Raw genomic sequence first — 24,826 nt, forward strand, 5'->3', positions numbered from 1 at the left:
CGCTGGGCGTGCAGATCGCCCATCCCGAGGCGCTGGTCATCGACGTGGCGGGCGAGGCCTCGATCCTGATGAACATCCAGGAACTCTCGACGGCGGCGCAGTACCGCCTGCCGGTTAAGATCTTCGTGCTGAACAACCACTACATGGGCATGGTCCGCCAGTGGCAGGAGCTGCTGCATGGCGGCCGCTATTCTGAGAGCTATTCGGAATCGCTGCCCGACTTCGTGAAGGTCGCCGATGCGTTCGGCGCGAAGGGCCTGCGCTGCGAGGATCCGGACAAGCTCGACGATACGATCAAGGAGATGATCGAGCTGAAGCATCCGGTCATCGTCGACGTCATCGTGGACGAGAAGGAAAACTGCTTCCCGATGATCCCGTCGGGGGCGGCGCACAACGAAATGCTGCTGGGTCCGGACGACAAGCAGTCCGCGAAGGTGTCGGAAGAAGGCATGGTGCTGGTGTGAGCAAGGATACGTCTATCGTCGCCCATACCATCTCCGTGCTGGTGGCCAACGAGCCGGGCATCCTCGCGCGCGTGGTCGGCCTGTTCTCGGGCCGCGGCTACAACATCGAGAGCCTGACCGTCGCGGAGACCAACGCGAAGGAAAACCAGTCGCGCATCACCATCGTGACCAAGGGCACGCCGATGATCATCGAGCAGATCAAGGCACAGCTCGATCGTCTCGTGCCGGTCTATCGTGTCCGCGACCTCACGGTCGAGGGTCCGCACATCGAGCGCGAACTGGCGCTGGTGAAGGTGAAGAGTGTCGGCGAGAAGCGCGTCGAGGCGCTCCGCCTGGCCGACGTGTTCCGCGCCAAGGTGATCGACGCCAAGTCCGATTCCTTCGTCTTCGAGGTCACCGGCAACACCGACAAGGTCCAGACCTTCGTCGGCCTGATGGAATCGCTCGGACTGGTCGATGTCGTCCGCACCGGCATCGTCGCCATGTCGCGCGGCGGCGAGTCGCTCTAGGCATGGAATACGTCGCGGCCCTCGCGGGGCTTGCGGTCGTCCATCTGCTGGCGGTGGCGAGCCCCGGCCCGTCGACGGTCCTCGTCATCCAGACGGCGGCGGTCTCGGGCCGCCGCGCCGGCCTGCTGGCGGCGTTCGCCATGATGCTGGGTGCGCTCGCCTGGGCGGCGGCCGCGCTCTACGGACTTCAGATCCTGTTTGCCCGCTTCGAGTGGCTGTACGTTGCCTTCCGGATCGGCGGCGCGATCTACCTGTTCTATCTCGCCTTCATGCTGCTGTGTCACGCCGGCGCGCCGCTGCCGGAGGCCGATCCGTCGGTGGGGCGCGCGGGCGCCGGGCAGGGTTTCGTGAAGGCGCTGCTGCTGCAGCTCAGCAACCCCAAGGTCATGGTGTTCATGGGCAGCATTTTCGTCTCGCTGCTGCCCGCCCAGCCGCCGGCCTGGATGGACGCCACGGTGCTGGCCATCGTGGCGATCAACGAGTTCTGCTGGTTCGCGCTGCTGGCGCTGCTCTTCTCGGGCCAGACCGCGCGCGCCTTCTACCAGCGAACCAAGCTGTGGCTCGACCGGTTCATGGGCGGCGCGCTGGCGCTGCTGGGCCTGAAGCTGGCGCTCGACCGCTAGTAGTTCGACAGGCCCTTGATCGAGGCGACGCGGCCCTCGATCTCGGCCAGGTTGGCCGGCGGCTTGTCGATCACGAACAGCGCCTGCGTGCGGCCGTTCATCCGCAGGGGATCGCCGCCCTCGCGCTGCTGCATCTCGCCCAGGAAGGTGCCGGCCGGGCGGCAGGTCAGCGTGGCGCTCAGCCCGCCGTAATTCACGCCCGGGTAGCGCAGGCAGATCTGGGTGATCTGCTGGCCGCTCGAATCGCTGGTGTTCTGGACCATCCATTCGCCCTGGAAGATCCGCCGCTGGCCGACCATCCAGACGAGATCGCGGCCGTCCGCCGTCGAGTAATGGATCTGGACCGGGCCGGGGCCGCGGGTCCACAGCCAGGTGTGATTGCGCATCGCCCGCGCGGCGCCATGAACCGTCGAATTCTCCGCGGCATAGTCGATGCCCGGCATCGGGGTGGCCGGGTTCGTCGGAGCGTCGGAGGGCTGGGAGCAGGCGACCAGCACGAGAGCCAGGGACGCGGGGACGAAGGCGGAGCGAAGGGACATTGCGGGCTTTCCTCGGGGATCGACTGGGCTTGGGTTGCCCTCCGGCAGGCATACCATATGTAGAAGCGCAAGGGGGACATGCGATAAGGCGGGATTCGAGGCTGGTTTTTGCGAGCCGGGTTGTCTACTAACCCCCGTTCTTTGCAAGAAGCAGCTGCCAGGAGGATTGGCCCCTATGCGTGTCTACTACGATCGTGACGCCGACGTTAACCTGATCAAGGGCAAGAAGGTCCTGATCGTCGGCTACGGCAGCCAGGGTCATGCCCACGCCATGAACCTCCGTGATTCGGGCGTGAAGGACGTGCGCATCGCGCTCAAAGCCGGTTCCGCCACGATCAAGAAGGCCGAGGGCGCGGGTTTCACCGTGATGACGCCGGCCGAAGGCGCCAAGTGGGCCGACATCGTCATGATGCTGACCCCGGACGAACTGCAGTCGGACATCTACAATGCCGACCTCGCCGGCAACATGAAGCAGGGCGCCGCGCTGGCGTTCGCGCACGGCCTCAACGTCCACTTCAACCTGCTGACGCCCCGCGCCGACCTCGACGTGTTCATGATCGCGCCGAAGGGCCCCGGCCACACCGTGCGCTCCGAGTATGTGCGCGGCGGCGGCGTGCCCTGCCTCGTGGCGGTGGCGCAGAACTCCTCGGGCAACGCGCTCGAGATCGCGCTGAGCTACTCCTCGGCGGTGGGCGGCGGTCGCGCCGGCACCATCGAGACCTCGTTCAAGGAAGAGTGCGAGACCGACCTGTTCGGCGAGCAGGTCGTCCTGTGCGGCGGCCTCGTCGAGCTGATCAAGGCCGGCTACGAGACGCTGGTCGAGGCGGGCTACGCGCCGGAGATGGCGTACTTCGAGTGCCTGCACGAAGTGAAGCTGATCGTCGACCTCATCTTCGAGGGCGGCATCGCCAACATGAACTACTCGATCTCCAACACCGCCGAGTACGGCGAGTACCGGTCGGGCCCGCGCATCGTGACTGCCGAGACCAAGGCCGAGATGAAGCGCGTTCTGGAAGACATCCAGTCGGGCCGCTTCGCGCGCGACTGGATGCTGGAGAACAAGGTCAACCAGGCCTCGTTCAAGGCGATGCGCAAGCGCATGTCGGAGCACCCGATCGAGGAGATCGGCGAGAAGCTCCGCGGCATGATGCCGTGGATCAAGGAAAAAGCTTTGGTGGACAAGGCGCGCAACTAGCGCGCCTTGGACGCCGGCGGGCGGCAGCGCTTGTAATCAAGCGCGAGAGCCTGCGCGGTCCAGAAAAGATGAAGGCGCCGAAACCCGGCGCCTTTTTCTTGTCTGTTCTGCACCCGGCGCGTGTGAACGCGCCCTAAATAATATACCCACCACCCGACGCATCGAGCATCGCGCCGGTGATGAAGGACGATTCGTCCGACAGGAGCCACAGCACCGCCCGGGCGATCTCGGCAGAGGTGCCCACCCGGCCCATCGGGATCGAGGCTTCGATGCCGGCGCGGAACGTCGGGTCCTTCAGCCGTCCCTCGGTCATCTCCGTCAGCACCATCCCCGGCCGCAGCGAGTTCACGCGGATGCCCTCCGCTGCGACCTCGCGGGCAAAGCCCTTGGTGAAGGCGTCGACCGCGCCCTTGCTGGCGGCATAGGCCGAGGAGCCCAGCCGTCCGCCGAGCGTCGCCGCCATCGACGAGACGTTGACGATCGAGCCGCCCTTGCCGCCATGCTTCGTCGACATGCGCCGGGCCGCCTCCCGGCAGCACAGCATCAGGCCGGTGACGTTGGTGGCGAATAGGTTGGCCAGCACCTCGGCATCGTATTCGTCGACCCGGCCGCGCTTGCCGTTGGTGCCGGCGCTGTTGACCAGATGGGTGATCGGCCCCAGCGCCTTCTCGGTCTCCTCGAACACCCGCACGATGTCGGCCTCGCGTGCCATGTCGCCGGGCAGGGCGATGGCCTTGCCGCCCCTGGCCTCGATGTCGGCCACGACCTTCTTCGCCTGCGTGTCGCGGGTCCGGTAGTTGAGGGCGATGCTGTAGCCGCGAGTCGCGGCCTGCCGGGCGGTCTCGGCGCCGATGCCCGAGGCGCCGCCGGTGATCAGGAGGATTTTGCTCATGGGCCGATGGTATCGTGTCGTGGGGCCGGAAGCCCGCCCTAGATGATGTACCCTCCGCCCGACGCATCGAGCATCGCGCCGGTGATGAACGAGGCCTCGTCCGACAGCAGCCACAGGATCGCTTCCGCAATCTCATGCGCCTCGCCGATGCGCTGGATGGGAAGCGATGCTGCGACGGCGGCGAGGACGCCCGGCTCACTGAGCCGCCCCTCCGTCATCTCGGTCATCACCGGACCGGGGCGGATCGCGTTGACCCGTATCCCCTCGGCGGCGACTTCCCGCGCAAATCCCTTGGTGAAGGCATCGACCGCGCCCTTGGTGGCGGCATAGGCCGACGCGCCGCGGCGCCCGCCCAGGGTCGCCGCCATCGACGAGACGTTCACGATGGCGCCGCCCTTGCCACCATGCCGGCTCGACATGCGTCGGGTTGCCTCGCGGCAGCACAGCATCAGGCCGATGACGTTCACCGTGAAAAGGTTGGCGATCACCTCGCGCTCGTACTCGTCGATCCGGCCGCGGCTGGGGTCGATACCGGCGCTGTTCACCAGATGGGTGATCGGCCCCAGGGCCTTCTCGGTTTCCTCGAACAGGCGGACGATATCAGCCTCGCGCGCCATGTCGCCGGTCAGGGCGACCGCCTTGCCACCCTTGGCCTCGATGTCTGCGACCACGGCCTTGGCCTGGGCGTCACGGCTGCGATAGTTGATCGCGACCCGATAGCCGCGCGCGCCGGCGCGCCGGGCGGTCTCGGCGCCGATGCCCGAGGCGCCGCCGGTGATCAGGAGGGTTTTGCTCATGGCGCGATGATATAGTGCCGGCAACGTTTCGGGAGGAAATTCATGAAGGCCGCCGTTCTGTTCAAGCCCAACGAGCCGTTGCAGGTCGTCGAGTGCGAACTCGACCCGCCCAAGGCGATGGAAGTGCGCGTCAAGATGAAGGCGTCGGGCGTCTGTCAGAGCGACTGGCACGTCATGAACGGCGACTGGCCCTCGCCGATGCCGATCGTGCCGGGCCACGAAGCCGCGGGCGAGATCCTCGAATGCGGGCCGGGCGTCACCACGGTGAAGCCGGGCGACCATGTGATCTTCTCGTTCCGCCCCCATTGCGGCCGCTGCCGCTACTGCACCCAGGGCCGTACCGTGCTCTGCATCGGCCGCGCTTCCGTGCCGCCGGGCTCGCTGTATGACGGCACGCTGCGGCTGAAGCACAAGGGCGCGGGGATCAACCAGATGGCCCGCATCGGCACCTTCGCCGAGGAGGTGGTGGTCCCGGAAGAGATGGTGATCCCGATCCGCAAGGACATGCCGTGGCCGCAGGCGGCGCTCGTCGGCTGCTGCGTGGCGACCGGCGTCGGTGCGGTGACGCGTCATGCCAAGATCGAGGCCGGATCGACCGTGCTGGTGATCGGCTGCGGCGGCGTCGGCCTCAATGCCGTGCAGGGCGCCATGCTCTCGGGCGCTTCCAAGATCATCGCGGCCGACATCCTCGACAACAAGCTCGAGATGGCCAGGACCTTCGGCGCGACGCACACCGTCAACACCGCGACCGACAACGATCCGGTGAAGAAGGTGAAGGAGATCACCGGCGGGCTGGGCGTCGACTATTCCTTCGACGCGGTGTCGATCGACCGGACCCAGGCGCTGGCCTTCGACGCGCTGGCGCCGGGTGGCCACGCCGTCGCGGTCGGCATCTCGGCGGCCACGGTGAAGGCGCAGTATTCGCCGATGATGATGGTGTTCGCCGAGAAGACGATGAGCGGCACCTTCTACGGCTCGGTGCGTCCCGACCTCGATTTCCCGGTGCTGGTCGACCACTACATGAACAAGCGCCTGAACATCGACGGCCTGATCAGCCGCACCTACCGGCTCGAGGAGATCAACGAGGGCTTCAAGCGGATGATGGCGGGCGAGGTCGCGCGCGGCGTCGTGGTGTTCGACTAGCCCCTGGCTGCAAGGACATGAGCACCCTCGACGAATTCGGCCTGACCGACGAGCAGGTCCTGATCCGGCGCAACGTCGCCGAGTTGCTGGCCCGCGTGCTGCCGCCGGAGGAAATCCGACGGCTCGACGAGGAGTCGGCGTTCCCGCACGCGGCGTTCGCGGCACTAGCCGAAGCGGGCTACATGGCGCTGCCCTACGATCCCGCCTATGGCGGCATGGGCGGCAGCCGCAAGGACCTCGTCGTGCTGGTCGAGGCGCTGGCGCGTCACTACAGCGGCGCGTCCTCGCTCTACCTGCCGACCGTCGTCTATGGCGGCATGCACCTGCAGCTCACGGCGGGCGAGCATCTGCGGCGGCGCTATCTGCCGGAGATCTGCGCCGGCAAACTGAAGTCGGCCTTCGCGCTGTCCGAGCCTGACACGGGATCCGATGCGTCGGGCATCAAGACGCGCGCAGTACGCGACGGCAACGGCTATCGGATCACCGGCCAGAAGCTCTACATCAGCGCGGCCCACGTCGCCGACTATCTGATGGTGGTGGCCAAGACCGACAGCGAGGCGCGGCACAAGGGCGTGACCCTGTTCTGGGTCGATGCGCGCGCCGCCGGTCTCACCATGAAGCCGCTGCCGACGCTCGGCCGCCGCACCACGCACGCCAACGAGATCTTCTTCGACGGCGTGTTCGTGCCGGCCGATCATGTGATCGGCGAGGAGAATCGCGGCTGGTCGGGCCTGATGAAGGGGCTGAACCTCGAGCGCCTTTGCCTGGCCGCGCAGGCCTGCGGCAACATGCATTTCGCCATCGAATACGCGAAGCGATTCGCGCAGGAGCGCATCCAGTTCGGCCAGCCGATCTCGAAGTTCCAGGCGATCCAGCACAAGTTCGCCGACATGCGCATCCTGCTGCGCACGACCCAGGCCCTGACCTATCGCCTGGCCGACATGCTCGATGCCGGGCTCGATCCCGTCGAGGAGACGGCGATCGCCAAGATCCAGGGCACCGACGGCGAGTTCAAATGCGCCCATCTCGCGATGGAGATCATGGGCGGCGCCGGCTACACGATGGCGCACGACATCCAGCGCCTGTTCCGCGACGTCCGCGTGGGTTCGATCGGTGGTGGCACCAACGACATCCAGCGCAACACCATCGCCAAGATGATGGGCCTCTGAGGTGCGCAAGATCGGTACAGGCCTCACCCCGAGGAGGCGCGCAGCGCCGTCTCGAAGGGTGACTTCAAGAACGATGTGCGTGTTGCGCACCCTTCGAGACGCGCTCCCGCGGAGCGCTCCTCAGGGTGAGGCCGGTCGTTTGCGGGTGAGCGTTTAGTGCGCAAGATCGGCGACGCGTCGTTCTTCCGCATCGTCGATCGCCTGCTGGAGCCCGGCACGACGCGCGTGCCGAGGACGGTCTGGAGCATCGACGGCGTCGACTGGCAGCGCGAGCGGCACTCCTATGCCGGCGCCGGCCACGGCTTCACGGTCGAGGTCACCACGGGGCGCAAGACGGGGGCCGCGCCCTGGACGATGATCGTCGTGAAGGAATACTGGCGCTCGGGCCGCGGCGAGGAGCTGAAGTCGCATCAATGGGCGCATATCGAGGCCGGCCGCCGCGCCGATGTCGTGGCCTGGCTCGAGCGACAGGAGCGTCGTCTCGAGGGGGCGTAAGGCGCTTGCGGCGCGCATTTTCAGCAGCGACGAATCGCGAAGGAGCACAAACAGTGACCATCACCGCCGCCGCCTTGAATCGCCTTGCGAGCCTTGCCTTGCCGGTCTAAACCCGGTCGCACCCCCGGTGCCGGACCTCGGAATGGCGCCAATATTTCAAGATTTCGCCGTAATTACAGAGACTTAACTCAATGCTGTCGCGCGTCATCGGGCTATTTTCGGCGGACATGGGCATCGACCTCGGTACGGCGAACACGCTGGTCTACGTGAAGGGTCGGGGCATCGTTCTCAACGAGCCGTCGGTCGTGGCGCTCACCACGCAGACCGGCAAGCGTCAGGTCCTTGCCGTTGGCGAGGAAGCCAAGATGATGCTGGGCCGCACGCCCGGCAACATCCAGGCGATCCGGCCGCTGCGCGACGGCGTCATCGCCGACTTCGAGGTCGCCGAGGCGATGATCAAGCACTTCATCTCGAAGGTGCACAATCGGCGCAGCTTCGCCCATCCGCAGATCGTGGTCTGCGTGCCCTCCGGCTCCACCGCCGTCGAGCGCCGCGCCATCCAGGAATCGGCCGAGAGCGCCGGCGCGCGCAAGGTCTGGCTGATCGAGGAGCCGATGGCGGCCGCGATCGGCGCCGGCCTGCCGGTGACCGAGCCCACCGGCTCGATGGTCGTCGATATCGGCGGCGGCACCACCGAGGTGGCCGTGCTGTCGCTGGGCGGCATCGTCTATCCGCGCTCGGTGCGCGTCGGCGGCGACAAGATGGACGAGGCGATCATCGCCTACATCCGCCGCAACCATAACCTGCTGGTCGGCGAAAGCTCGGCCGAGCGCATCAAGAAGACCATCGCCTCCGCCTGCCCGCCCGACGACGGCGAGGGCCGCACGATGGAGATCAAGGGCCGCGACCTGATGAACGGCGTCCCGAAGGAACTGGTGATCACCGAACGGCAGATCGCCGAGAGCCTGCAGGAGCCGGTCAGCGCCATCGTCGAGGCGGTGAAGGTCGCGCTGGAGAACACCGCGCCCGAACTGGCGGCCGACATCGTCGACAAGGGCATCGTGCTCACCGGCGGCGGTGCATTGCTGGCCAACATGGACACCGTGCTGCGCCAGGCGACCGGCCTGCCGGTCTCGGTGGCCGAGGATCCGCTGCTCTGCGTGGCCCTTGGCACGGGCCATGCTGTCGAGAACATCGTACGACTGCGCGGCGTCCTTTCGTCGATGTACTAACAGGCCGCGCCGCCGCCCGCTTGGGTTAGAATGGGCAGGACATGGCGATTCGGGACGACTTCGAGGTAGTCGCTGGCACGGTGCGCACGGTGGTGCAGCGCTTTGCCCTCGGCCTGCTCGTGATCGCCGCCTTCGGCGCCATGCTGGTCGGCAAGGCCGACACGGTGCTCGTGGAGCATGCCCGCGTGCTGGCGCTCGACATGGTGAGCCCCGTGCTGGAAGCCATCGCGCGGCCGGTCGCCTACGCCAACCGCGCCATCGCCGATCTCCGTGAATTCGCCTCCCTGCGCGAAGAGAACGCCCGCCTGCGCGAGGAGAATGCCCGTCTGCTGGCCTGGCAGACCGCCGCCCGCCGCCTCGAGAACGAGAACGAAGGGCTGCGCGGCCTCGCCAGGTTCCGCGAAGGGCCCGAAGCCTCCTTCATCACCGCCCGCCTCGTGGGCGACAGCGTCAGCGCCTACATGCGCGGCGCGCTGCTGAATGTCGGCCGCCGGGTCGGCGTCGCGCCGGGCCAGGCCGTCGTCACCGGCGAGGGACTGGCAGGCCGCATCGCCGAGGTCGGCGAGAACAGCTCGCGCGTCCTGTTCGTGACCGACGTCAATTCGCGCCTGCCGGTGCTGGTCGAGCGCACCCGCGAGCGGGCCATCCTGGCCGGCGACAATTCACCCCGGCTGCGCCTCACCCTGTTGCCGAGCATTGCCGGTGTGCAGACCGGCGACCGCATCATCACCTCGGGCCATGGCGGCAGCTTCCCGGTCGGTATCCCCGTGGGCGAGGTCGTCGAGACCAGCGACGGCAGCGTCCGCGTCCGGCCCTTCACCGATTTCTCGCGCCTCGAGTTCGTGAGGGTCGTCGACTACGGCGTGACAGGCCTGGTCGGAACGGGCGCGGCCACACCGGCACCCGCCACGCCGCCGGGCGGCACCGCCGTGCGGTCCCGTTGACATGCGCGTCGATGGAACGCTCGCGATTCTCGATCGCTGGGGCAGGGCAGCCCTTCCCGGCACGGTGCTGCTGTTCTTCGTGCTGCTGACCCTGGCGCCGCTGCGCGCCCCTTACCTGTCGGACACGCTGCCGCTCCTACCGGTGCTGGTGGTCTTCCAGTTCAGCCTGGCAACGCCCGAACGGCTGCCGGGGCCGCTGCTGCTGGCCATGGGCATCCTGCTCGACCTGCTGCTGGGTGGGCCGGGCGCGCCCGTGGGCGTCAGCGCCTTGGGCTTCGTGCTGGTTCGCGCTGCGGTCATGTCCAATCGCCGCTATCTGGTGGGCGTGCCCTTTCTGTTCCAGTGGGCGGGCTTCTGCATCCTGTGCTGGGGGTTCGTGGCGCTGGTCTGGGCGTTCACCACATTATGGACGTGGGCACCCATCGATCCGGTGCCGGCGATATTGCAGTATGTCGTGGTGGTCGTGATCTATCCGCTCATTGCCCCGTTGCTCGCCCGCGTGCGCGCCCGCGATCCGCTGAACGTGCCCGAACTGTCGCGCGGGTCGGCGCGGCCTGGCGAGACGACGTCATGAAGCATTTCCGCCCATGAAACACTTCAGGAAAGGTGACGGCGAGCGCAGCGGGCTGTTCACGCGCCGCGCTCTCGTGCTGGGCGGGGCGCAGGCCGTGCTGCTGACCGCCCTGGCCGGCCGCCTCTACCAGCTTCAGGTCGTGGAAACCGACCGTTTCGCCAACCTGGCGGACGAGAACCGCATCAGCATGCGGCTCCTGCCGCCGTCGCGCGGGCTGATCTTCGATCGCGGCGGCGCTCCGCTCGCGGTCAACCGCAACAATTTCCGCGTCATGGCGGCCTCCGACCGCGGCCGCGGCGTCGACGTGCTGGTCGAGCGCCTCGATCAGATCCTGGCCCTGGGCGACGCCGACAAGGCCCGCCTGCTGCGCGAGCTGCGCCGCAGCCGCAACGCGCAGCCCGTCGTCGTGCGCGAGAATCTCGGCTGGGAGGAGGTGGCGCGGATCGAGTTCAACGCTCCCGACCTGCCCGGTGTGTTCATCGATCTCGGCCAGTCGCGCGACTATCCCGAAGGCGAGCTGATGAGCCACATCGTGGGCTACACCGGCCGCGTCGCCGACGAGGATCTCGCCGGCCGCGACGATCCGGTGCTGCAGCTTGCGACCATGCGGTTTGGCAAGAAGGGCGTCGAGCGCTCGTTCGAGGACGATCTGCGCGGCCGCGCCGGCGCCGTCCAGGTCGAGGTCAACGCCGTGGGCCGCGTCGTGCGCGAGCTCGACCGCACCGAGGGACAGCCCGGCGCCAATGCGCTGCTCACCATCGATCTCGACATCCAGCGCTTTGCCGCCGAGAAGATGAAGGAGCACCAGAGCGGCTCCGTGGTGGTGCTGGACGTCGTCACCGGCGACGTGATCGCCATGGTCTCGACGCCGGGTTTCGATCCCTCGACCTTCGCGCGCGGCATTACGCAGGGCGAATGGCGCGACCTGCTCGACGATCCCCAGAGGCCGCTGCACAACAAGGCGATCGCCGGCGTCTATCCGCCGGGTTCGACCTACAAGATGGTGACGGCGCTGGCGGCGCTCGAGTCGAAGGCGATCGATCCGTGGACCCGGCTGCCGTGCCCCGGCTACCTCGAGCTGGGCAAGATCAAGTTCCATTGCTGGCTGAAGGGCGGTCACGGCTCGACCAACGTCTCCGAGGCGATCGCCATGTCGTGCGACTGCTTCTTCTACGAGGCGGCACGGCGGGCGGGCATCGACCGCGTGAGCGACATGGCCCAGCGGCTGGGCTTCGGCAAGGTGAGCGAACTCGGCCTGCCCGGCGAATCGGCGGCCAACCAGCCGACCCGCGCCTGGAAGCAGGAGAAGATCGGCAAGGCCTGGCAGCACGGCGATACATTCAACCTCGGCATCGGCCAGGGCTACATGACCGCGACGCCGCTGCAGCTCGCCATCATGACAGCGCGCATCGCCAACGGGGGATACGAGGTCCAGCCCAACCTGCTGCTGGCCAAGGCCACGCCGCGCGAGGAACTGGTGCCGCCGGCGCCACGCACCAAGCCGACCGCGCCATCGCTGCGCCTGAACCCGCAGCATCTGGCGGTCGTCCGCCAAGGCATGTCGGATGTGGTCAATTCCGGCCATGGCACGGCCAACACCCTGCGCGTCAAGCAGGCCGAATTCACCTTCGCCGGCAAGACCGGCACGGCGCAGGTCAAGCGCATCACCGAGCGCGAGCGCGAAATGGGCATCACCCAGGCTTCGCTGCCCTGGCACCTGCGCCACCATGCGCTCTTCGTGTGCTATGGCCCGGTCGACAATCCGCGCTATGCCTGCGCCGTGATCGTCGAGCATGGCCAGGCGGGCGGGGCCACCGCGGGGCCGATTGGCCGCGACGTGCTGGTCGAGACGATGAAGCGCGACCCGTCGCGCCGCACCGACCGCTTCAAGAAGATGGCGTCGCGATGAGCCTTGCCGCGATGGGTAGCAGTACGGCGCTCGACGCGCCGGCCCCGGTCGGCTTCGCCGAGAAGATCTGGCGCATCAACTGGGGGCTCGTGCTGGTGCTGACGGCGATCGCCGGCGTGGGCGTGCTTGCGCTCTATTCCGCGGCCGGCGGACGGTTCGAGCCGTGGGCGGCCCGCCACGCGGTGCGCTATGGCTCTGCCCTGATCCTGATGCTGGTGGTGGCGCTGGTCCATCCCAAGGTCTGGCTGACGCTCGCCTGGCCGATCTACATCGTGTCCGTGCTGATGCTGGTCGCGGTCGACGTGATCGGCAAGATCGGCATGGGCGCCCAGCGCTGGCTGGTCATCGGCCCGATGCAGATCCAGCCGTCGGAGATCGCCAAGGTCGCGGTGATCCTCGTGATCGCCCGCTACTATCACGGGCTGCGGCGCGAGCAGGCCGGGCAGTTCCTCTACACCCTGCCGCCGCTCGCCATGATCCTGGCCGTGGTCGGACTGGTCATGGTCCAGCCCGACCTCGGCACCGCGATGATGGTGCTGATGGGCGGCGGAGCCCTCCTGTTCGTGGCCGGCGTGCGGATCTGGATGTTCCTGGCGGCCGGCATCAGCGCCGTCGCCTGCCTGCCGATCGCCTGGTCGCTGATGCACGACTACCAGAAGAAGCGCGTGCTCACGTTCCTGGATCCCGACCGCGACCCGCTGGGGGCTGGCTATCACATCACCCAGTCGAAGATCGCCATCGGCTCGGGCGGCCTGTTCGGCAAGGGCTTCCTGAAGGGCACGCAGTCGTCGCTGAACTTCCTGCCCGAGAAGCAGACCGACTTCATCTTCACGACCTTCGTCGAGGAATGGGGCATGGCTGGCGCCTGCGTGCTGCTGGCCCTGTTCGCGCTGGTGCTGGTCTGGGGCTTCTCCATCGCCTTCCGCAGCCAGCACCATTTCGGCCGCCTGCTGGCGCTCGGCGTCACGGCGATGATGTTCCTCTACGTGTTCATCAACACCGCCATGGTGATGGGCATGCTGCCCGTCGTCGGCGTGCCGCTGCCCCTGGTCAGCAACGGCGGCACCGCGTTGCTGTCGGTGATGTTCGCCTGCGGCCTGTTGATCGGGGTCAACGTCTACCGCGACGCCCAGCTCCCCCGGACACGGTAAGCAGGCCTGCAAAATTTCCTTCAAAAGAGACTATCGACAAGCCGAACGTGCCTTGGTATAGCCGCCGCCTTCCGGGCAATGACCCCAGAAATGGGGGCGCATAGCTCAGTTGGTAGAGCAGCTGACTCTTAATCAGCTTGTCCCAGGTTCGAGCCCTGGTGCGCCCACCATTCCCCGGATGCTTTTGCCAGCACCCTTGCCTCACTCCGGTTCGATGCCGGCGGCCCGGGCGGATACCTTCCAGGCCTCGATCTGACCCTTGAGATAGGACCCAAGCTCCTCGGGGGTCGAGGTCGCGAGCGCGAAGCCTTGCGCTTCCAGGGTCTTGACCACTTCGGGTTCCTGGATGACTTCGATCAGCACCTTGTTGAGGCGCGCCACGATCTCCTTGGGCATCTTCGCCGGGCCGAACATGCCGCCCCACGAGGTGATCGTGAATTGCGGTAGGCCTGCCTCGTAGATCGTCGGAACGTCGGGCAGGATCGTCGAGCGCTGCTTCAGGGTCGTCACCAGGGCCCGTAGCTTGCCGCTCCTGACGTGGCTGAGGCCGGTCGTCGGCGTGCCGATCATCATGTCGATGCGGCCGGCCAGGAGATCGACGATCGCCTGCGGCTCGCCCTTGTAGGGGACGTGGACCATCTGGGTGTCGGTCAGCGCCGCGATCTGGGCCACGCCGACGCTGCCGGTGGTGTTGCCGCTGCCGTAGGAGAGCTTTCCCGGGTTGGCCTTGGCGTAGGCGACCAGCTCCTGCAGCGTTTTGGCCGGCACGTCCGCGTTCAGGTACAGGAAGAAGGTGAAGTAGCCGACCATCGTGATCGGCGTGAGATCCACTATCGGATCGTAGGGCAGCGACTTGCGCAGGGCCGGGGCCGCCGCGATCGGGCTGTTGGAGGCGAACAGCAGCGTGTAGCCATCGGGCGCCGCCTTCGCGACATCGGCCGCCGCGATCACGCCGTCGGCGCCGGGCTTGTTGTCGACGACGACCGGCTGGCCCAGTTTTTCCGAAAGACGCTTGCCGACCGTGCGGACGAGCACGTCGCTCGCCGTGCCCGGCGTTCCCAGGGTGACCAGCCGGATCGGCCGGTTGGGATAGTCCTGGGCCTGTGCCGGCGCCGCGGCCGCCATGGCCATGGCAATGGCAATGGCCAATGTGATCAATCTCTTCATTGTTGCCTCCCTATGGCCTGGTCTTGTGCGCCGGACCGTGGACATCAGTTTGTTATGGGAGGCTCCGGCATCGCCAATATCGAAAGGGCATGGATCGATACCGGGAAAATATTGGGAGGGAGGGGGCCGGTTGCCTAGGTTTCGCCGCTCGACAAGAAGCACGAGACAGACGGTGAGGAAGCCCCATGAATATCCCCCAGGTGACAGCCCGGCCCGAGCCTTACACCGGTACGGAAAGACGGCCGCGGATCTTTCGTGACGATCTTCTCCAGGGGCGCATAAGCCTCGTCACCGGCGGCAGTTCGGGCATCGGTCTCGGTATCGTCCGGGGCTTTGCGGAACTCGGCGCCACGGTCGCCTTCATCGGGCGACGCGAAGACAGGCTTGCGGAGGCCCGGGAGTACCTGCTTCGCGATCTGCCGTCCGCGGAGCTGGTCACGATCGCGGTCGACGTGCGCAACCACGCGGCGATGCGGGAAGCGGTCGACGGGATCGTCAGCCGGTTCGGGTGCCTGGACATCCTGGTCAACAATGCCGCCGGCAACTTTCATTGTCCGACCGAGCAACTGTCGGAGAACGGATGGCGGGCCGTCATCGACATCGACCTGAACGGAACGTTCAACGGTTGCCAGGCCGCTCTGGCCGGCCTCAAGGCCTCGTCCCATGGCGGCCGCATCATCAACATCACCGTTCCGCAGGCCCTATCCGGTTGGCCCGGCAGTGCGCATGCCGCATCGGCCAAGGCGGGCGTGCTCTCCCTGACCCGCACTCTTGCCGTCGAGTGGGGTGGCTACGGCATCCGGGTCAACAACGTCCTGCCGGGCCCGATCGCCGGAACCGAGGGCCTGAAGCGGCTTTACGAGGACCGCGGCATCGCCGACCACGAATACGAGCGCATGGCGATGGGCACCTTCGGCCTGGTCGACGACATCGCCAACGCCTGCGCGTTCCTCGCATCGCCGGGCGGGGACTTCGTCACCGGCTGCGATTTCATGGTCGATGGCGGGCGGTGGCTGAAGCGCGGCTGGGTCTGACGTCGGTGGCCGAGTTCAGGCAGGCGGATCGGTCGATGTCGCGCCGTGAGCTGCAGGCTCGCGTCCGGAAGGCGGCCGGCGGTTTTGCCGCGATGGGAATGGGAAGCGGCGACACGGTCGCGCTGTTGATGCGCAACGATATCGCTTTCCTCGAGGCGAGCCTCGCGGCGACGCATGTCGGGGCTTATACCGTGCCCATCAGCTGGCATTCGACGCCTTCCGAGGTCGCGTACATCCTCGAGGACAGCGGCGCGAAGATACTCGTTGCGCATGCCGATCTGCTCGTGCCTCTCGGCGACGATGTCCTGGGGGGCCTCACCGTCTTTGCGGTCGAGACCCCCTCCGACGTCGTCGAAGCCTATCGAATCGATGCCCGTGCCGCCGTTCCGCGGGTTTCGGCGGATAGCTGGAGCGACTGGTTGCACGCCCAGGCTGCTCATACCGGCCCATCGAAGGCGATGTCCCAAAGCATGCTCTACACCTCGGGCACCACCGGGAAGCCGAAAGGCGTTCGCCGGTTCGCACCGACGCCGGAGCAACAGCGGCTCATGGCGGAAACCCGGCGCACCGTGTACGGCGTGACGCCGGAGGCGCGCATCCTGCTGCCGGGGCCGCTCTATCATGGCGCTCCGAACGGCATTGCGCTCAGTGCTGCTGCCGCGGCCGAACTCCTGGTCCTCATGCCGCGCTTCGAGCCCGAAGGGCTGCTGGCGCTGATCGAGGAGCATCGCATCACCAGCCTGTTCATGGTGCCGACCATGTTCGTCCGGCTGCTCGGCCTGCCGGACGAAGTCCGCCGGCGCTACGACCTATCCTCGTTGCGCTTCGTCCTGCATGCCGCCGCACCGTGTCCGGTAGATATCAAGCGCCAGATGATCGAGTGGTGGGGGCCGGTGATCAACGAGTTCTACGGCGGAACCGAGACGGGGCCGATTGCCTTCAGCACGTCGGCCGATTGGCTCGAGCGGCCCGGCTGTGTCGGCAAGGCGACCGATCATGCGGTCGTGCGCATCCTCGACGACAGCGGCAACGATTGTCCGGCCGGCGTGCCCGGCGAAATATTCGCGCGGCTCGGCCACTATCCCGACTTCACCTATTACGGTCAGGAGGACAGGCGCCGGGAGATCGAGCGCGATGGGCTCGTCACCTTGGGCGACATCGGCTACCGGGACGAGGCCGGCTTCCTGTTCCTCTGCGATCGCAAGCGCGACATGGTGATCATCGGCGGTGCGAACGTCTATCCGGCCGAGGTCGAAGCGGTGCTGAGCGGCATGCCGGGTGTGAAGGACTGTGCCGTCTTCGGCATTCCCGACGCCGAGTATGGCGAAGCTCTGATGGCCCTCGTCGAGCCGCATCCAGGAGCGCCGCTCCAGCCCGAGACGGTCAAGGCGTTCCTGAAAGGCCGGCTCAGCGGCTTCAAGTTGCCCCGGCGCGTGGAAATCCGGACGGAGCTGCCGCGCCACGACTCCGGCAAGATCCAGAAACGCCTGTTGCGCGCGCCCTACTGGCAGCAAGCCGACCGGCACATCTAGTCGGCCCGGGCGGAGCGACGGCCCGGGATGGTATCGCGAACTGGCTCGTCGTCGCGTCCTGTGCCAGCGTTGCGCCATGCCGCCGGCCACGCTGCCACCATGAAGATCAGTCAGCTCAAGTACTTCCTGGTGCTTGCCGAGGAGCTGCATTTCGTCAAGGCGGCGGCGCGGCTGAACCTGTCCCAGCCGCCGCTCAGCCGTCAGATCCGAGCGCTTGAACAGGAGCTGGGCATCGAGTTGTTCGTCCGCGCCAATCAGCGCGTCCAGCTGACCGAGGCGGGCACCGCCTTCCATCATGACGTCCGGGAAATGTTCGCAGCGCTCGATCGCGCGACCGCGCATGCCAAGGGTGTCGCCCAGGGAGAGGTCGGGCGGATCGTGCTGGGAATGACCGGCTCGGCTTCGCTGGGAGTCTTTCCGCGCATCCTCGAGCAGTTTCATCGCGAGTTCCCGCAGGTGCGCCTGGAGATGCGGCATCTGATCAAGGCGGAGCAGATCGCGGCCCTCGCCGGAGGAAAGATCACCCTGGCCCTGACCCGCTCGCCGGTCCGGGAGCGGGACATGACCTCGGAGGCGATCTACCGCGAACCCTTCATCGTGGCGCTGCATGAGCGTCATCCCCTGGCGGCGCTCAAGGTGGTTCCGCTGGAGAAGCTCGTGAACGACAAGTTCGTGCTCTATCGCGGCAACGCCTCGCCGAGTGTGGCGGACGAAATCGTCGATCTGTGCCGTGCCGCGGGCTACTATCCGCATATCGATCAGGATACGGGCGAAATGCAGACGGCCGTCAGTCTGGTCGCGGCGGGGCTCGGTGTCGCCGTGGTCGCCGATTGCATCCGGAGTCTCCAGCTGCCGCGCGTCGTCTATCGCCCCTTGACCGTCCGGAGCAGGAGAGTGCTCTCGAAACTCTATGCGATCTATCGCAAGGACGATCCGAATGTCCTTCTCAAGGCTTTCCTGAGGTTGGCCAAGTCCATTGGGCAGACCTGACGACGACCGCGATTTCAGTTGAGGAAGTCGATCCCCCGGATACAACGGACTCCTCCGGAGTTCGCCGTCCATGCGCATCGTCTGCATCGTTCTTGCCTTCGTGTTTGCCAGCCTTGGCGCACACGCGCAGACCGCGTCGCGGGACTTCTTCGCCTTCGTGATGCTGGCGGAGGGGAGCGACGGCCACCCCGTGCCGATGGTGCGCAGTGTGGCCGAGCGTGCACCGGCCTGTCCGGTGCTGCGCTCCTCGGCGGGCGGCGTCTCCACGGCGATGACGCCGCGCCGCCGGCCGCCGGGCGGCCAGTTCGACGGTGTGACGGTCTGCGAGGCGCTTTACCCGGTGGGCGAGGCGGCCAGCGTCTTCCTGGGCGATCGTCGCATCGACCTGCCGACCGTGTCGCTCGGCACGCCGCGCCGGGTGGCGCTGATCGGCGACAGCGGCTGCCGTGGCGAGGCGCTCGACAAGCCGCAGTATTGCGGCGGCGACGGGTTCGCCAAGGTCTGGCCGTTCGGCATCCTGTCCGACGAGGAGGCCGACAAGCGGCCCGACCTGATCGTCCATGTCGGTGACTACAATTATCGTGGCACCGAGCGCGGCCTCGTCCTGCCGCCGCACCTCACCGGCTATGCGGCACCGCTCAGCGTCAATGTCTACGATACGGGTGACCTGGACGACGAGGACATCGCCAGCCTGCCGATCGGTGCGGCCTACTGGAGTCAGAACATCGAGGGAAGTCCCAACCCGGACAAATGGACGAACTGGCGCGACGATTTCTTCCGGCCGGCCGCCAGGCTCCTGGTCGCCGCGCCGTGGCTGTTCAGTCGCGGCAATCATGAGCTCTGCAGCCGCGGTGGGCCCGGCTGGTTCTACCTGCTGGATGCCGGCTCGACCCTGCTGGGTCCGGGCCGCAAGCAGGCTGAATGCCTACCGCAGCTGCCGGCGGACTGGCGGCCCGGCGCCTGGCCCAAGCCTCCGGCGCAGCCCTTTGCCGGCCTGCCCTTCCCGACACATACCTCGGCGCCGTTCCGGCTGAAGCTCGGGAGACTGAACATCATTGCCGTCGATTCGGCGAACGCCGCCGATGCCGTGCTCTACAATCTCGAGACCTACCTCACGCAGTATCGCGAGGTGGCGCGGATGCTCGCCGAGGATCCGACACCGACCTGGCTGGTGACGCACCGGCCGGTCTGGGCGGTGGTGAAGCGCGACAAGGGCGGGCCGATCGGCCTCACGCCCTACGGCTTCATCAACGAGACCCAGCGCGAAGCCATCCACCGCGTCTTCGGCCGCGGCTTGCCGCCTCACGTCACCGCCGTCATCGCGGGGCACATGCACCGTTTCCAGGCGATCGGCTTCGAAGGGGCGCACCCGCCCCATCTGGCGGTCGGCACCGGCGGCATGGAGCTGTCGCATGTGCAGCCGCCGCCGTCGCCGGAGAATCCAAAAGCCCCGATCCGCATCGAAGGGCTCGACAGGGGGCCGGCCTGGGTCGTCGGCCTGCGCGACTTCGCGGCGATGATCGTGCGTCCCGTGGAAGACGGGACCTGGACCAGCGTGCTCTACGGCACCGGGGGCGAGCCCCTTGCGACCTGCGATTCGCGCTGGCCCGGTCCCGGCCGTCAGCGCTCGGTTTGCGAACTCCAGTAGCGGGTCACGATCCGCCGACGCCGGCGGCGACTACGCGCTGGTAGAAGAGCAGGTCGAGTTCCGGCGCGGGCTTGCCGAGGCTCGTCAGAATCATGTGCGCGTGCCCGCGATGATGGGTCTGGTGGTTGAACCAGTGGTCCAGGGCTGGCATCAGCTCCTGCACGAACTCGTCGGGGGTCGAGACTCGGCGATAGCGGATGACGCCGGCAAGTCGCGCCTCGTCGAGACCGTCGATCCAGGCAATGATGCGCCGGTCTTCCGCTTCGCGGGCCGCCTGCAACTCGGCAAAGCCTTCGTGCAGGATTGCGTCGAGCCGGTCCGGCGCATCACCCTCGCCGGTGAATCGTTTCATCCAGATTCGATCGGTTGCCAGCAGATGATTGAGCGTGCCGTGCATCGACTTGAAGAAGGCGCCACAATCGGCGCGATACTCGGTGTCGCTGAGTGCGGCCGCGGCTTCGTAGAGCCGGCGGTTGGCCCAGGCATTGTAGCCCGCGAAGGTGTGGTAGTGCTTCCTCATGTCGGCATCCTGCACCGGTCTCGTCCGCCTTCAAGATTGATCGGCACATTCAACCTGTCGTGCTCGCGGCAGCGAGGAGTATCCAGATGACGAAACGCATCGGCATTCTCACCAGCGGCGGCGACTGCGCCGGCCTCAACGCCACGATTCGCGCCGTCGCGCTGCGCGCGCACCATGGCCACGGCTGGACGACCGTCGGGCTGCGCAATGGCACCCTGGGTCTGCTGGAACGCCCCCTGCAGGCGGTGACACTCGATCCCGACCGGCTCAGCGCCGCCCTGGCGCGCCAGGGCGGCACCTTCCTCGGCAGCACCAATCGCGGCAACCCTTTCGCCTTTCCGATGCCCGACGGCAGCCGCAAGGACCGGTCGGCCGAGATGCTCGAGGGGCTGAAGCAGCTCGGCCTCGATGGGCTGATCGGCGTCGGCGGCGACGGCAGTCTCGCCATCCTCCGCAGGCTGCTGGATCCCTCGGGTATCCCTTTCGTCGGCATTCCCAAGACCATCGACAACGACGTCGACCAGACCGAACGGGCGATCGGCTACTCGACCGCGGTCGCAATTGCCACCGAGGCGCTCGACCGCCTGCAGCCGACCGGCGCCAGCCACGATCGTACGATGGTGCTGGAGGTGATGGGCCGCGATGCCGGCCACATCGCCATCGCGGCGGGCATTGCCGGCGGTGCCGACGTCGTGCTGATCCCGGAAGTCCGCTGGCGGCTGGAGAACGTGGTCGCACACATTGCGGCACTGCGGACGGTAGGACGGACGTCCGCCCTGGTCGTGGTGGCGGAGGCCGCCGGCCAGTCGGACGAGGCGGCCGATCCCTCGGCGGATGCGCCCGATCACGGCGTCGGCGAATGGCTGGCCAAGCGCCTCGCCAAGGCCACCGGCGCGGAAGCGCGGGCCACCGTGCTGGGGCACGTGCAGCGCGGCGCCATGCCGACGGCGGAGGATCGTCTGCTCGCCTCGGCGCTGGGCGTGCGCGCGGTCGACCTGCTGGCCGAAGGCAAGGGCGACCACATGGTGGCCTGGTGGAACCGGCAGGTGATCGACGTGCCGCTGTCGACGGTGGTCGGCAGGTCGCGGACCGTGGATCCCCAGGGCACGCTCATCCGTACCGCCCGCGCGCTGGGGATTTGCCTGGGGGACGCCGTCTAGCAGGCCGGTAAAACGGCCGGAGTTGGGGCAAATAAACGAAACAAACGAAATAAACGAAACAATCGAAGCGAGAGTCGCACCCCTCCGTGCCTCCGGCTCCGCAGAAACCGCGCAAATTCAGAAAAAGCCTTTTAAAGCAATCCGTTAGGCGAGATCGTTGCGCGAGAGCCAGAAGACCTCGCCCTCGCTGAGCTCGGTGTCGAGCCAGATGAAGGGCAGGCGCGGATAGGCGGCTTCGAGCGGCGGGCGGCCCCGGCCGATCTCGCACACCAGGCCACCGCTCTTCGTCAGATGTCTCGGCGCCTCGGCCAGGATGCGATGGACGAGATCCAGCCCGTCATCGCCTGCGGCCAGCGCCATCCGCGGCTCATGCCGGAACTCGGGCGGCAGTTTGGCCATGCCGCCGGTATCGACGTAGGGCGGGTTGCTGATGATCAGGTCGTAGCGCTGGTCCTGCAGCGGCTTGAACAGATCGCCGCGATGAAGGGTGATCCGGTCGCCGAAGCGATGCGTCGCCACGTTGCGCCGGGCGAGCGCCAACGCGCCGGCCGAGAGGTCGACGGCGTCGATCTTCGCGCGGGGAAAGGCCAGCGCCGCCAGGATGGCAAGGCAGCCCGAGCCGCAGCAGAGATCGAGGATGCGGCGCGGCTTCGCCGTCGGCAGCGCGCCGCCGGCCAGCAGGTCGCCGATGAAGGAGCGCGGGATCAGCGCCCGGCGGTCGATGTGGAAGCGCACGCCCTGCATGTAGGCCGCTTCCAACAGGTAGGGCGCCGGCATGCGCAGCGCGATCCGCGCCTCGATCAGGGTCATGAGGCGTGCCTTCTCGGGCTCCGTCGGCACGAGGTCGAGCCACGGATCGATCCGGTGGATCGGCAGGCGCAGGGCCTCGAGCACCATGAAGGCTGCCTCGTCGACGGCGTTGGTCGTGCCGTGCCCATAGGCCAGCCGCGCGCTGCGGAAACGTGCGACGGCGAAGTGGAAGAAATCACCCAGGGTGACGAGAGAGGGTTTGGTTGCGCGTGCCATGCGGGCCTACATTAGCGGATATGAATCGCCGCGCGCTTCTTTTCGCCGGACTCGCTGTCGCGGCGACCGCCGTTGCTCCGGCACGCGCCGTCCCGGCGGAGATCAGGGTGATCCTGATCGGCGGTCCGGACTGTCCGCCCTGCGTGCGGTGGAAGCGCGAGTATCGCGCCGCCTGGATCGCGTCGCCCGAGTTCCGCCAGGTCGCCTGGGAAGAGGTCGAGGCGGCACAGTTCCGCGAGGCCTACCAGGAACGGTACTGGCCGGGCGACCTGGCCCCCATCCTCGCCCAGATCCCGCGCAAGAGCGGGGCGCCGCGGTTCCTGATCGTGCAGTCGGGGCGGATCGTGTCGAACCATCTCGGCGTCAGCAAATGGGCCAGCACGCTCGAAGACCTTCGCAAACTCCTCGGATAGGCAACATGGCAGGCGCACTCGACGGTCTGGTCGTTCTCGACCTCACGACCCATCTTTCCGGTCCCTTCTGCGGCATGCAGCTCGCCGACATGGGGGCCGACGTCATCAAGATCGAAAGCCCGCAGGGCGATTCGATGCGCGGCGCACCGCCGTTCGTCGAGGGTGAGTCGGCGCCGTTCATGCTGTGGAACAGGAACAAGCGCGGTCTGAAGCTCGACCTCAAGAACGAAGACGATCTTGCCGTGTTCTGGGAACTGGTCGACGGCGCCGACGTGGTGCTGGAGAATTTCCGTCCCGGCGTGATGAAGCGGCTGGGCCTCGGCTGGGAAGAGCTGCACGCGCGCAACAAGCGCCTCGTGCTGGGCTCGATCTCGGGCTTCGGCCAGACCGGTCCCTATGCCGGCCGCGGCGGCTTCGACCTGATGATCCAGGCCATGTCGGGCCTGATGTCGGTCACCGGGCCGAAGGACGGCCCGCCGTACCGGATTCCGCTCGCCATCTCCGACGTGGGCGCCGGCCTCTACCTCACCATCGGCGTGCTGAGCGCGCTGCAGGCGCGGCACAAGACCGGCGAGGGCCAGTGGGTCGAGACGTCGCTGCTCGAGGCCACGGTGTCGCTGGGCGTCTACGAGGCCGCCAACTACTTCGCCAACGGGCTCCGGCCGGAGAAACTCGGCCAGGCGCATCGCGGCTCCTCGCCCTACCAGGTTTTCCAGACGGCCGACGGCTGGCTGACCATCGGCGGGGCGCAGCAGAACTTCTTCCGCAGGCTCTGCGCCCTGATCGGCAAGCCCGACCTGCCCGAGGATCCGCGCTTCAAGGCCAATGCCGACCGGGTGAGGAACAACGAGGCGATCGTCGCCATCCTGCAGGCCGAGATCGCCAAGCGCACGACCGACGACTGGATGGCGATCCTGGAGAAGGAAGGCATCCCGGCCGGGCCGGTGCTGCATCACGACGAGGTCTTCGCCGATCCGCAGATCCTGGCGCGGGGCATGGTGGCCGAGGTCGAACACGCCAAGGCGGGCCGGCAGAAGACGCTGGGCGTGCCGCTCAAGCTCTCGGCGACGCCGGGCGGCGTTAGCCGCCCGGCGCCGACGCTCGGCCAGCACGATGCGGAAATCCGCGGCAAGGGCCGTTAGGCAAAGTCACCAGCGCGAGCGCTGATACTTGTCGGGGACACCGTCGCCGTTCTTGTCGCGGTCGTACCGATCGGGGATGCCGTCCCGATCGCTGTCACGCGCACGATGGTAAGATGGCCTCGACGGGGCCACCGGCACCGGCACGTAGCGCGTCTGGGTGATCACCTGCGGCCGGGGCGGCGGCGGGGCGTAGTAGGTCGGGGCCGACCGGTAGTAGCCCGGCTGGCTGACATAGTTGTTGGAATACCCGGTGTAGCCGTAGTTCGAACCGTAGCCCGGACTGTAGCCGTAGGTCGTCGGATAGCCCGACTGTTCGACGCACCCCGCCGTCACCACCACAAGGCCCGCGGCGGCGAGCCAACTGACGCAGCGCATTCTTTCCCTCCACCGGGAACGTCCGATGTCGCATACGGCGTTCCCATGAGTGGAGATTCGCGATCGACGGCGGCGGCTCGTGGACGCAAAGACGTCTTATTGGAGGCCGGCCGTGATCGAGTGGTGACCGGACGTAGAAACGGCTCCCGGATCGCTCCGGGAGCCGTCGTGCCGACCGAGTGG

The 24,826-nt window shown here is 67.3% G+C and carries 26 protein-coding genes and 1 tRNA gene; 20 read left to right on the forward strand and 7 right to left on the reverse strand.

The window, feature by feature from the left end:
- The 3 genes from Q0Q48_RS19950 to Q0Q48_RS19960 form a co-directional block, all read left to right on the forward strand.
- Positions 1-464 (forward strand): thiamine pyrophosphate-dependent enzyme (locus tag Q0Q48_RS19950; RefSeq protein ID WP_295141504.1); only part of this gene is annotated, 464 nt, incomplete at its 5' end.
- Positions 461-973, forward strand: coding sequence for an acetolactate synthase small subunit (gene ilvN / locus Q0Q48_RS19955; protein ID WP_295141507.1), 513 nt, complete (start codon positions 461-463; stop codon positions 971-973). The genes Q0Q48_RS19950 and ilvN, both read left to right, overlap by 4 nt.
- A gap of 2 nt (positions 974-975) precedes the next feature.
- Positions 976-1,596 carry a LysE family transporter gene (locus Q0Q48_RS19960; RefSeq protein ID WP_295141509.1) on the forward strand — a complete coding sequence of 207 codons (621 nt, stop codon included), beginning with the start codon at positions 976-978 and terminating at the stop codon, positions 1,594-1,596.
- Here the strand turns inward: Q0Q48_RS19960 and Q0Q48_RS19965 are convergent.
- Positions 1,593-2,135, reverse strand: coding sequence for a hypothetical protein (locus Q0Q48_RS19965; protein ID WP_295141511.1), 543 nt, complete (start codon positions 2,133-2,135; stop codon positions 1,593-1,595). The two genes, Q0Q48_RS19960 and Q0Q48_RS19965, sit on opposite strands and share 4 nt — an antisense overlap.
- A 175-nt stretch (positions 2,136-2,310) precedes the next feature.
- Between Q0Q48_RS19965 and ilvC the strand changes: the two genes are divergently transcribed.
- Positions 2,311-3,330 (forward strand): ketol-acid reductoisomerase, encoded by a 1,020-nt coding sequence (ilvC, locus tag Q0Q48_RS19970; protein ID WP_295141514.1) that lies wholly within the window; start codon positions 2,311-2,313, stop codon positions 3,328-3,330.
- Positions 3,331-3,463: 133 nt separating this feature from the next.
- Here the strand turns inward: ilvC and Q0Q48_RS19975 are convergent, their stop codons facing one another.
- Together Q0Q48_RS19975 and Q0Q48_RS19980 are read right to left on the reverse strand one after the other, a co-directional pair.
- Positions 3,464-4,222 carry an SDR family oxidoreductase gene (locus Q0Q48_RS19975; protein WP_295141516.1) on the reverse strand — a complete coding sequence of 253 codons (759 nt, stop codon included), beginning with the start codon at positions 4,220-4,222 and terminating at the stop codon, positions 3,464-3,466.
- A gap of 38 nt (positions 4,223-4,260) precedes the next feature.
- On the reverse strand, positions 4,261-5,019 hold the full coding sequence (locus Q0Q48_RS19980; RefSeq protein WP_295141519.1) for an SDR family oxidoreductase: 759 nt from the start codon (positions 5,017-5,019) through the stop codon (positions 4,261-4,263).
- 42 nt (positions 5,020-5,061) lie between these two features.
- Here Q0Q48_RS19980 and Q0Q48_RS19985 point away from each other — a divergent pair, with 42 nt between their 5' ends.
- The 9 genes from Q0Q48_RS19985 (at position 5,062) to Q0Q48_RS20025 (ending at position 13,806) form a co-directional block, all read left to right on the forward strand.
- Positions 5,062-6,162, forward strand: a complete 1,101-nt coding sequence (locus tag Q0Q48_RS19985) for a Zn-dependent alcohol dehydrogenase (RefSeq protein ID WP_295141522.1) — start codon at positions 5,062-5,064, stop codon at positions 6,160-6,162.
- Between the two features lie 17 nt (positions 6,163-6,179).
- Entirely contained in the window at positions 6,180-7,331 is a 1,152-nt protein-coding gene (locus tag Q0Q48_RS19990; protein WP_295141526.1) for an acyl-CoA dehydrogenase family protein, read from the forward strand.
- 156 nt (positions 7,332-7,487) lie between these two features.
- Complete coding sequence (locus Q0Q48_RS19995; RefSeq protein ID WP_295141529.1) at positions 7,488-7,826, forward strand: hypothetical protein; 339 nt, start codon at positions 7,488-7,490, stop codon at positions 7,824-7,826.
- 191 nt (positions 7,827-8,017) lie between these two features.
- Complete coding sequence (locus Q0Q48_RS20000) at positions 8,018-9,058, forward strand: rod shape-determining protein (RefSeq protein ID WP_295141534.1); 1,041 nt, start codon at positions 8,018-8,020, stop codon at positions 9,056-9,058.
- Positions 9,059-9,099: 41 nt separating this feature from the next.
- On the forward strand, positions 9,100-10,002 hold the full coding sequence (mreC, locus tag Q0Q48_RS20005) for a rod shape-determining protein MreC (RefSeq protein WP_295141537.1): 903 nt from the start codon (positions 9,100-9,102) through the stop codon (positions 10,000-10,002).
- A gap of 1 nt (position 10,003) precedes the next feature.
- Positions 10,004-10,576, forward strand: a complete 573-nt coding sequence (locus tag Q0Q48_RS20010; RefSeq protein WP_295141540.1) for a hypothetical protein — start codon at positions 10,004-10,006, stop codon at positions 10,574-10,576.
- Between the two features lie 13 nt (positions 10,577-10,589).
- Positions 10,590-12,485, forward strand: a complete 1,896-nt coding sequence (mrdA, locus tag Q0Q48_RS20015) for a penicillin-binding protein 2 (protein WP_295141544.1) — start codon at positions 10,590-10,592, stop codon at positions 12,483-12,485.
- A gap of 11 nt (positions 12,486-12,496) precedes the next feature.
- Entirely contained in the window at positions 12,497-13,636 is a 1,140-nt protein-coding gene (gene rodA / locus Q0Q48_RS20020) for a rod shape-determining protein RodA (protein ID WP_295141546.1), read from the forward strand.
- 94 nt (positions 13,637-13,730) lie between these two features.
- Positions 13,731-13,806, forward strand: a tRNA-Lys gene (locus Q0Q48_RS20025).
- A 31-nt stretch (positions 13,807-13,837) separates the two neighbouring features.
- On the opposite strand, the gene Q0Q48_RS20030 is transcribed toward Q0Q48_RS20025, so the two are convergent.
- Positions 13,838-14,803, reverse strand: coding sequence for a tripartite tricarboxylate transporter substrate binding protein (locus Q0Q48_RS20030; protein WP_295141548.1), 966 nt, complete (start codon positions 14,801-14,803; stop codon positions 13,838-13,840).
- Positions 14,804-14,988: 185 nt separating this feature from the next.
- Between Q0Q48_RS20030 and Q0Q48_RS20035 the strand changes: the two genes are divergently transcribed.
- The 4 genes from Q0Q48_RS20035 to Q0Q48_RS20050 all read left to right on the forward strand — a co-directional run bounded on the left by Q0Q48_RS20035 (position 14,989) and on the right by Q0Q48_RS20050 (position 20,007).
- On the forward strand, positions 14,989-15,837 hold the full coding sequence (locus Q0Q48_RS20035) for an SDR family oxidoreductase (RefSeq protein ID WP_295141551.1): 849 nt from the start codon (positions 14,989-14,991) through the stop codon (positions 15,835-15,837).
- Positions 15,813-17,369: an acyl-CoA synthetase gene (locus Q0Q48_RS20040; protein WP_295141554.1), complete on the forward strand. Its 1,557-nt coding sequence runs from the start codon at positions 15,813-15,815 to the stop codon at positions 17,367-17,369. The genes Q0Q48_RS20035 and Q0Q48_RS20040 overlap by 25 nt, the downstream gene beginning before the upstream one ends.
- A 99-nt stretch (positions 17,370-17,468) precedes the next feature.
- Positions 17,469-18,359: a LysR substrate-binding domain-containing protein gene (locus Q0Q48_RS20045; RefSeq protein ID WP_295141556.1), complete on the forward strand. Its 891-nt coding sequence runs from the start codon at positions 17,469-17,471 to the stop codon at positions 18,357-18,359.
- A 70-nt stretch (positions 18,360-18,429) separates the two neighbouring features.
- On the forward strand, positions 18,430-20,007 hold the full coding sequence (locus Q0Q48_RS20050; protein ID WP_295141559.1) for a metallophosphoesterase: 1,578 nt from the start codon (positions 18,430-18,432) through the stop codon (positions 20,005-20,007).
- Positions 20,008-20,011: 4 nt separating this feature from the next.
- Here Q0Q48_RS20050 and Q0Q48_RS20055 read toward each other — a convergent pair whose 3' ends face one another.
- Complete coding sequence (locus Q0Q48_RS20055; RefSeq protein ID WP_295141562.1) at positions 20,012-20,527, reverse strand: DinB family protein; 516 nt, start codon at positions 20,525-20,527, stop codon at positions 20,012-20,014.
- A gap of 86 nt (positions 20,528-20,613) precedes the next feature.
- On the opposite strand from Q0Q48_RS20055, the gene Q0Q48_RS20060 reads away from it, so the two are divergent.
- Complete coding sequence (locus tag Q0Q48_RS20060) at positions 20,614-21,687, forward strand: ATP-dependent 6-phosphofructokinase (RefSeq protein WP_295141565.1); 1,074 nt, start codon at positions 20,614-20,616, stop codon at positions 21,685-21,687.
- A gap of 144 nt (positions 21,688-21,831) precedes the next feature.
- Here the strand turns inward: Q0Q48_RS20060 and prmB are convergent, their stop codons facing one another.
- Entirely contained in the window at positions 21,832-22,713 is an 882-nt protein-coding gene (gene prmB / locus Q0Q48_RS20065) for a 50S ribosomal protein L3 N(5)-glutamine methyltransferase (RefSeq protein WP_295141567.1), read from the reverse strand.
- A gap of 20 nt (positions 22,714-22,733) precedes the next feature.
- Here prmB and Q0Q48_RS20070 point away from each other — a divergent pair, with 20 nt between their 5' ends.
- Both Q0Q48_RS20070 and Q0Q48_RS20075 read left to right on the forward strand, forming a co-directional pair.
- Positions 22,734-23,126, forward strand: a complete 393-nt coding sequence (locus Q0Q48_RS20070) for a hypothetical protein (protein WP_295141570.1) — start codon at positions 22,734-22,736, stop codon at positions 23,124-23,126.
- 5 nt (positions 23,127-23,131) lie between these two features.
- Complete coding sequence (locus Q0Q48_RS20075) at positions 23,132-24,268, forward strand: CoA transferase (RefSeq protein WP_295141574.1); 1,137 nt, start codon at positions 23,132-23,134, stop codon at positions 24,266-24,268.
- A 6-nt stretch (positions 24,269-24,274) separates the two neighbouring features.
- Here Q0Q48_RS20075 and Q0Q48_RS20080 read toward each other — a convergent pair whose 3' ends face one another.
- The gene (locus tag Q0Q48_RS20080; protein WP_295141577.1) at positions 24,275-24,643 is read right to left on the reverse strand and encodes a thrombospondin type 3 repeat-containing protein; all 369 of its coding nucleotides are present in this window, start codon (positions 24,641-24,643) and stop codon (positions 24,275-24,277) included.
- Between the last annotated feature and the right edge of the window lie 183 nt (positions 24,644-24,826).

It is taken from the genome of uncultured Reyranella sp. (assembly GCF_945957355.1).
Classification (GTDB): Bacteria; Pseudomonadota; Alphaproteobacteria; order Reyranellales; family Reyranellaceae; genus Reyranella.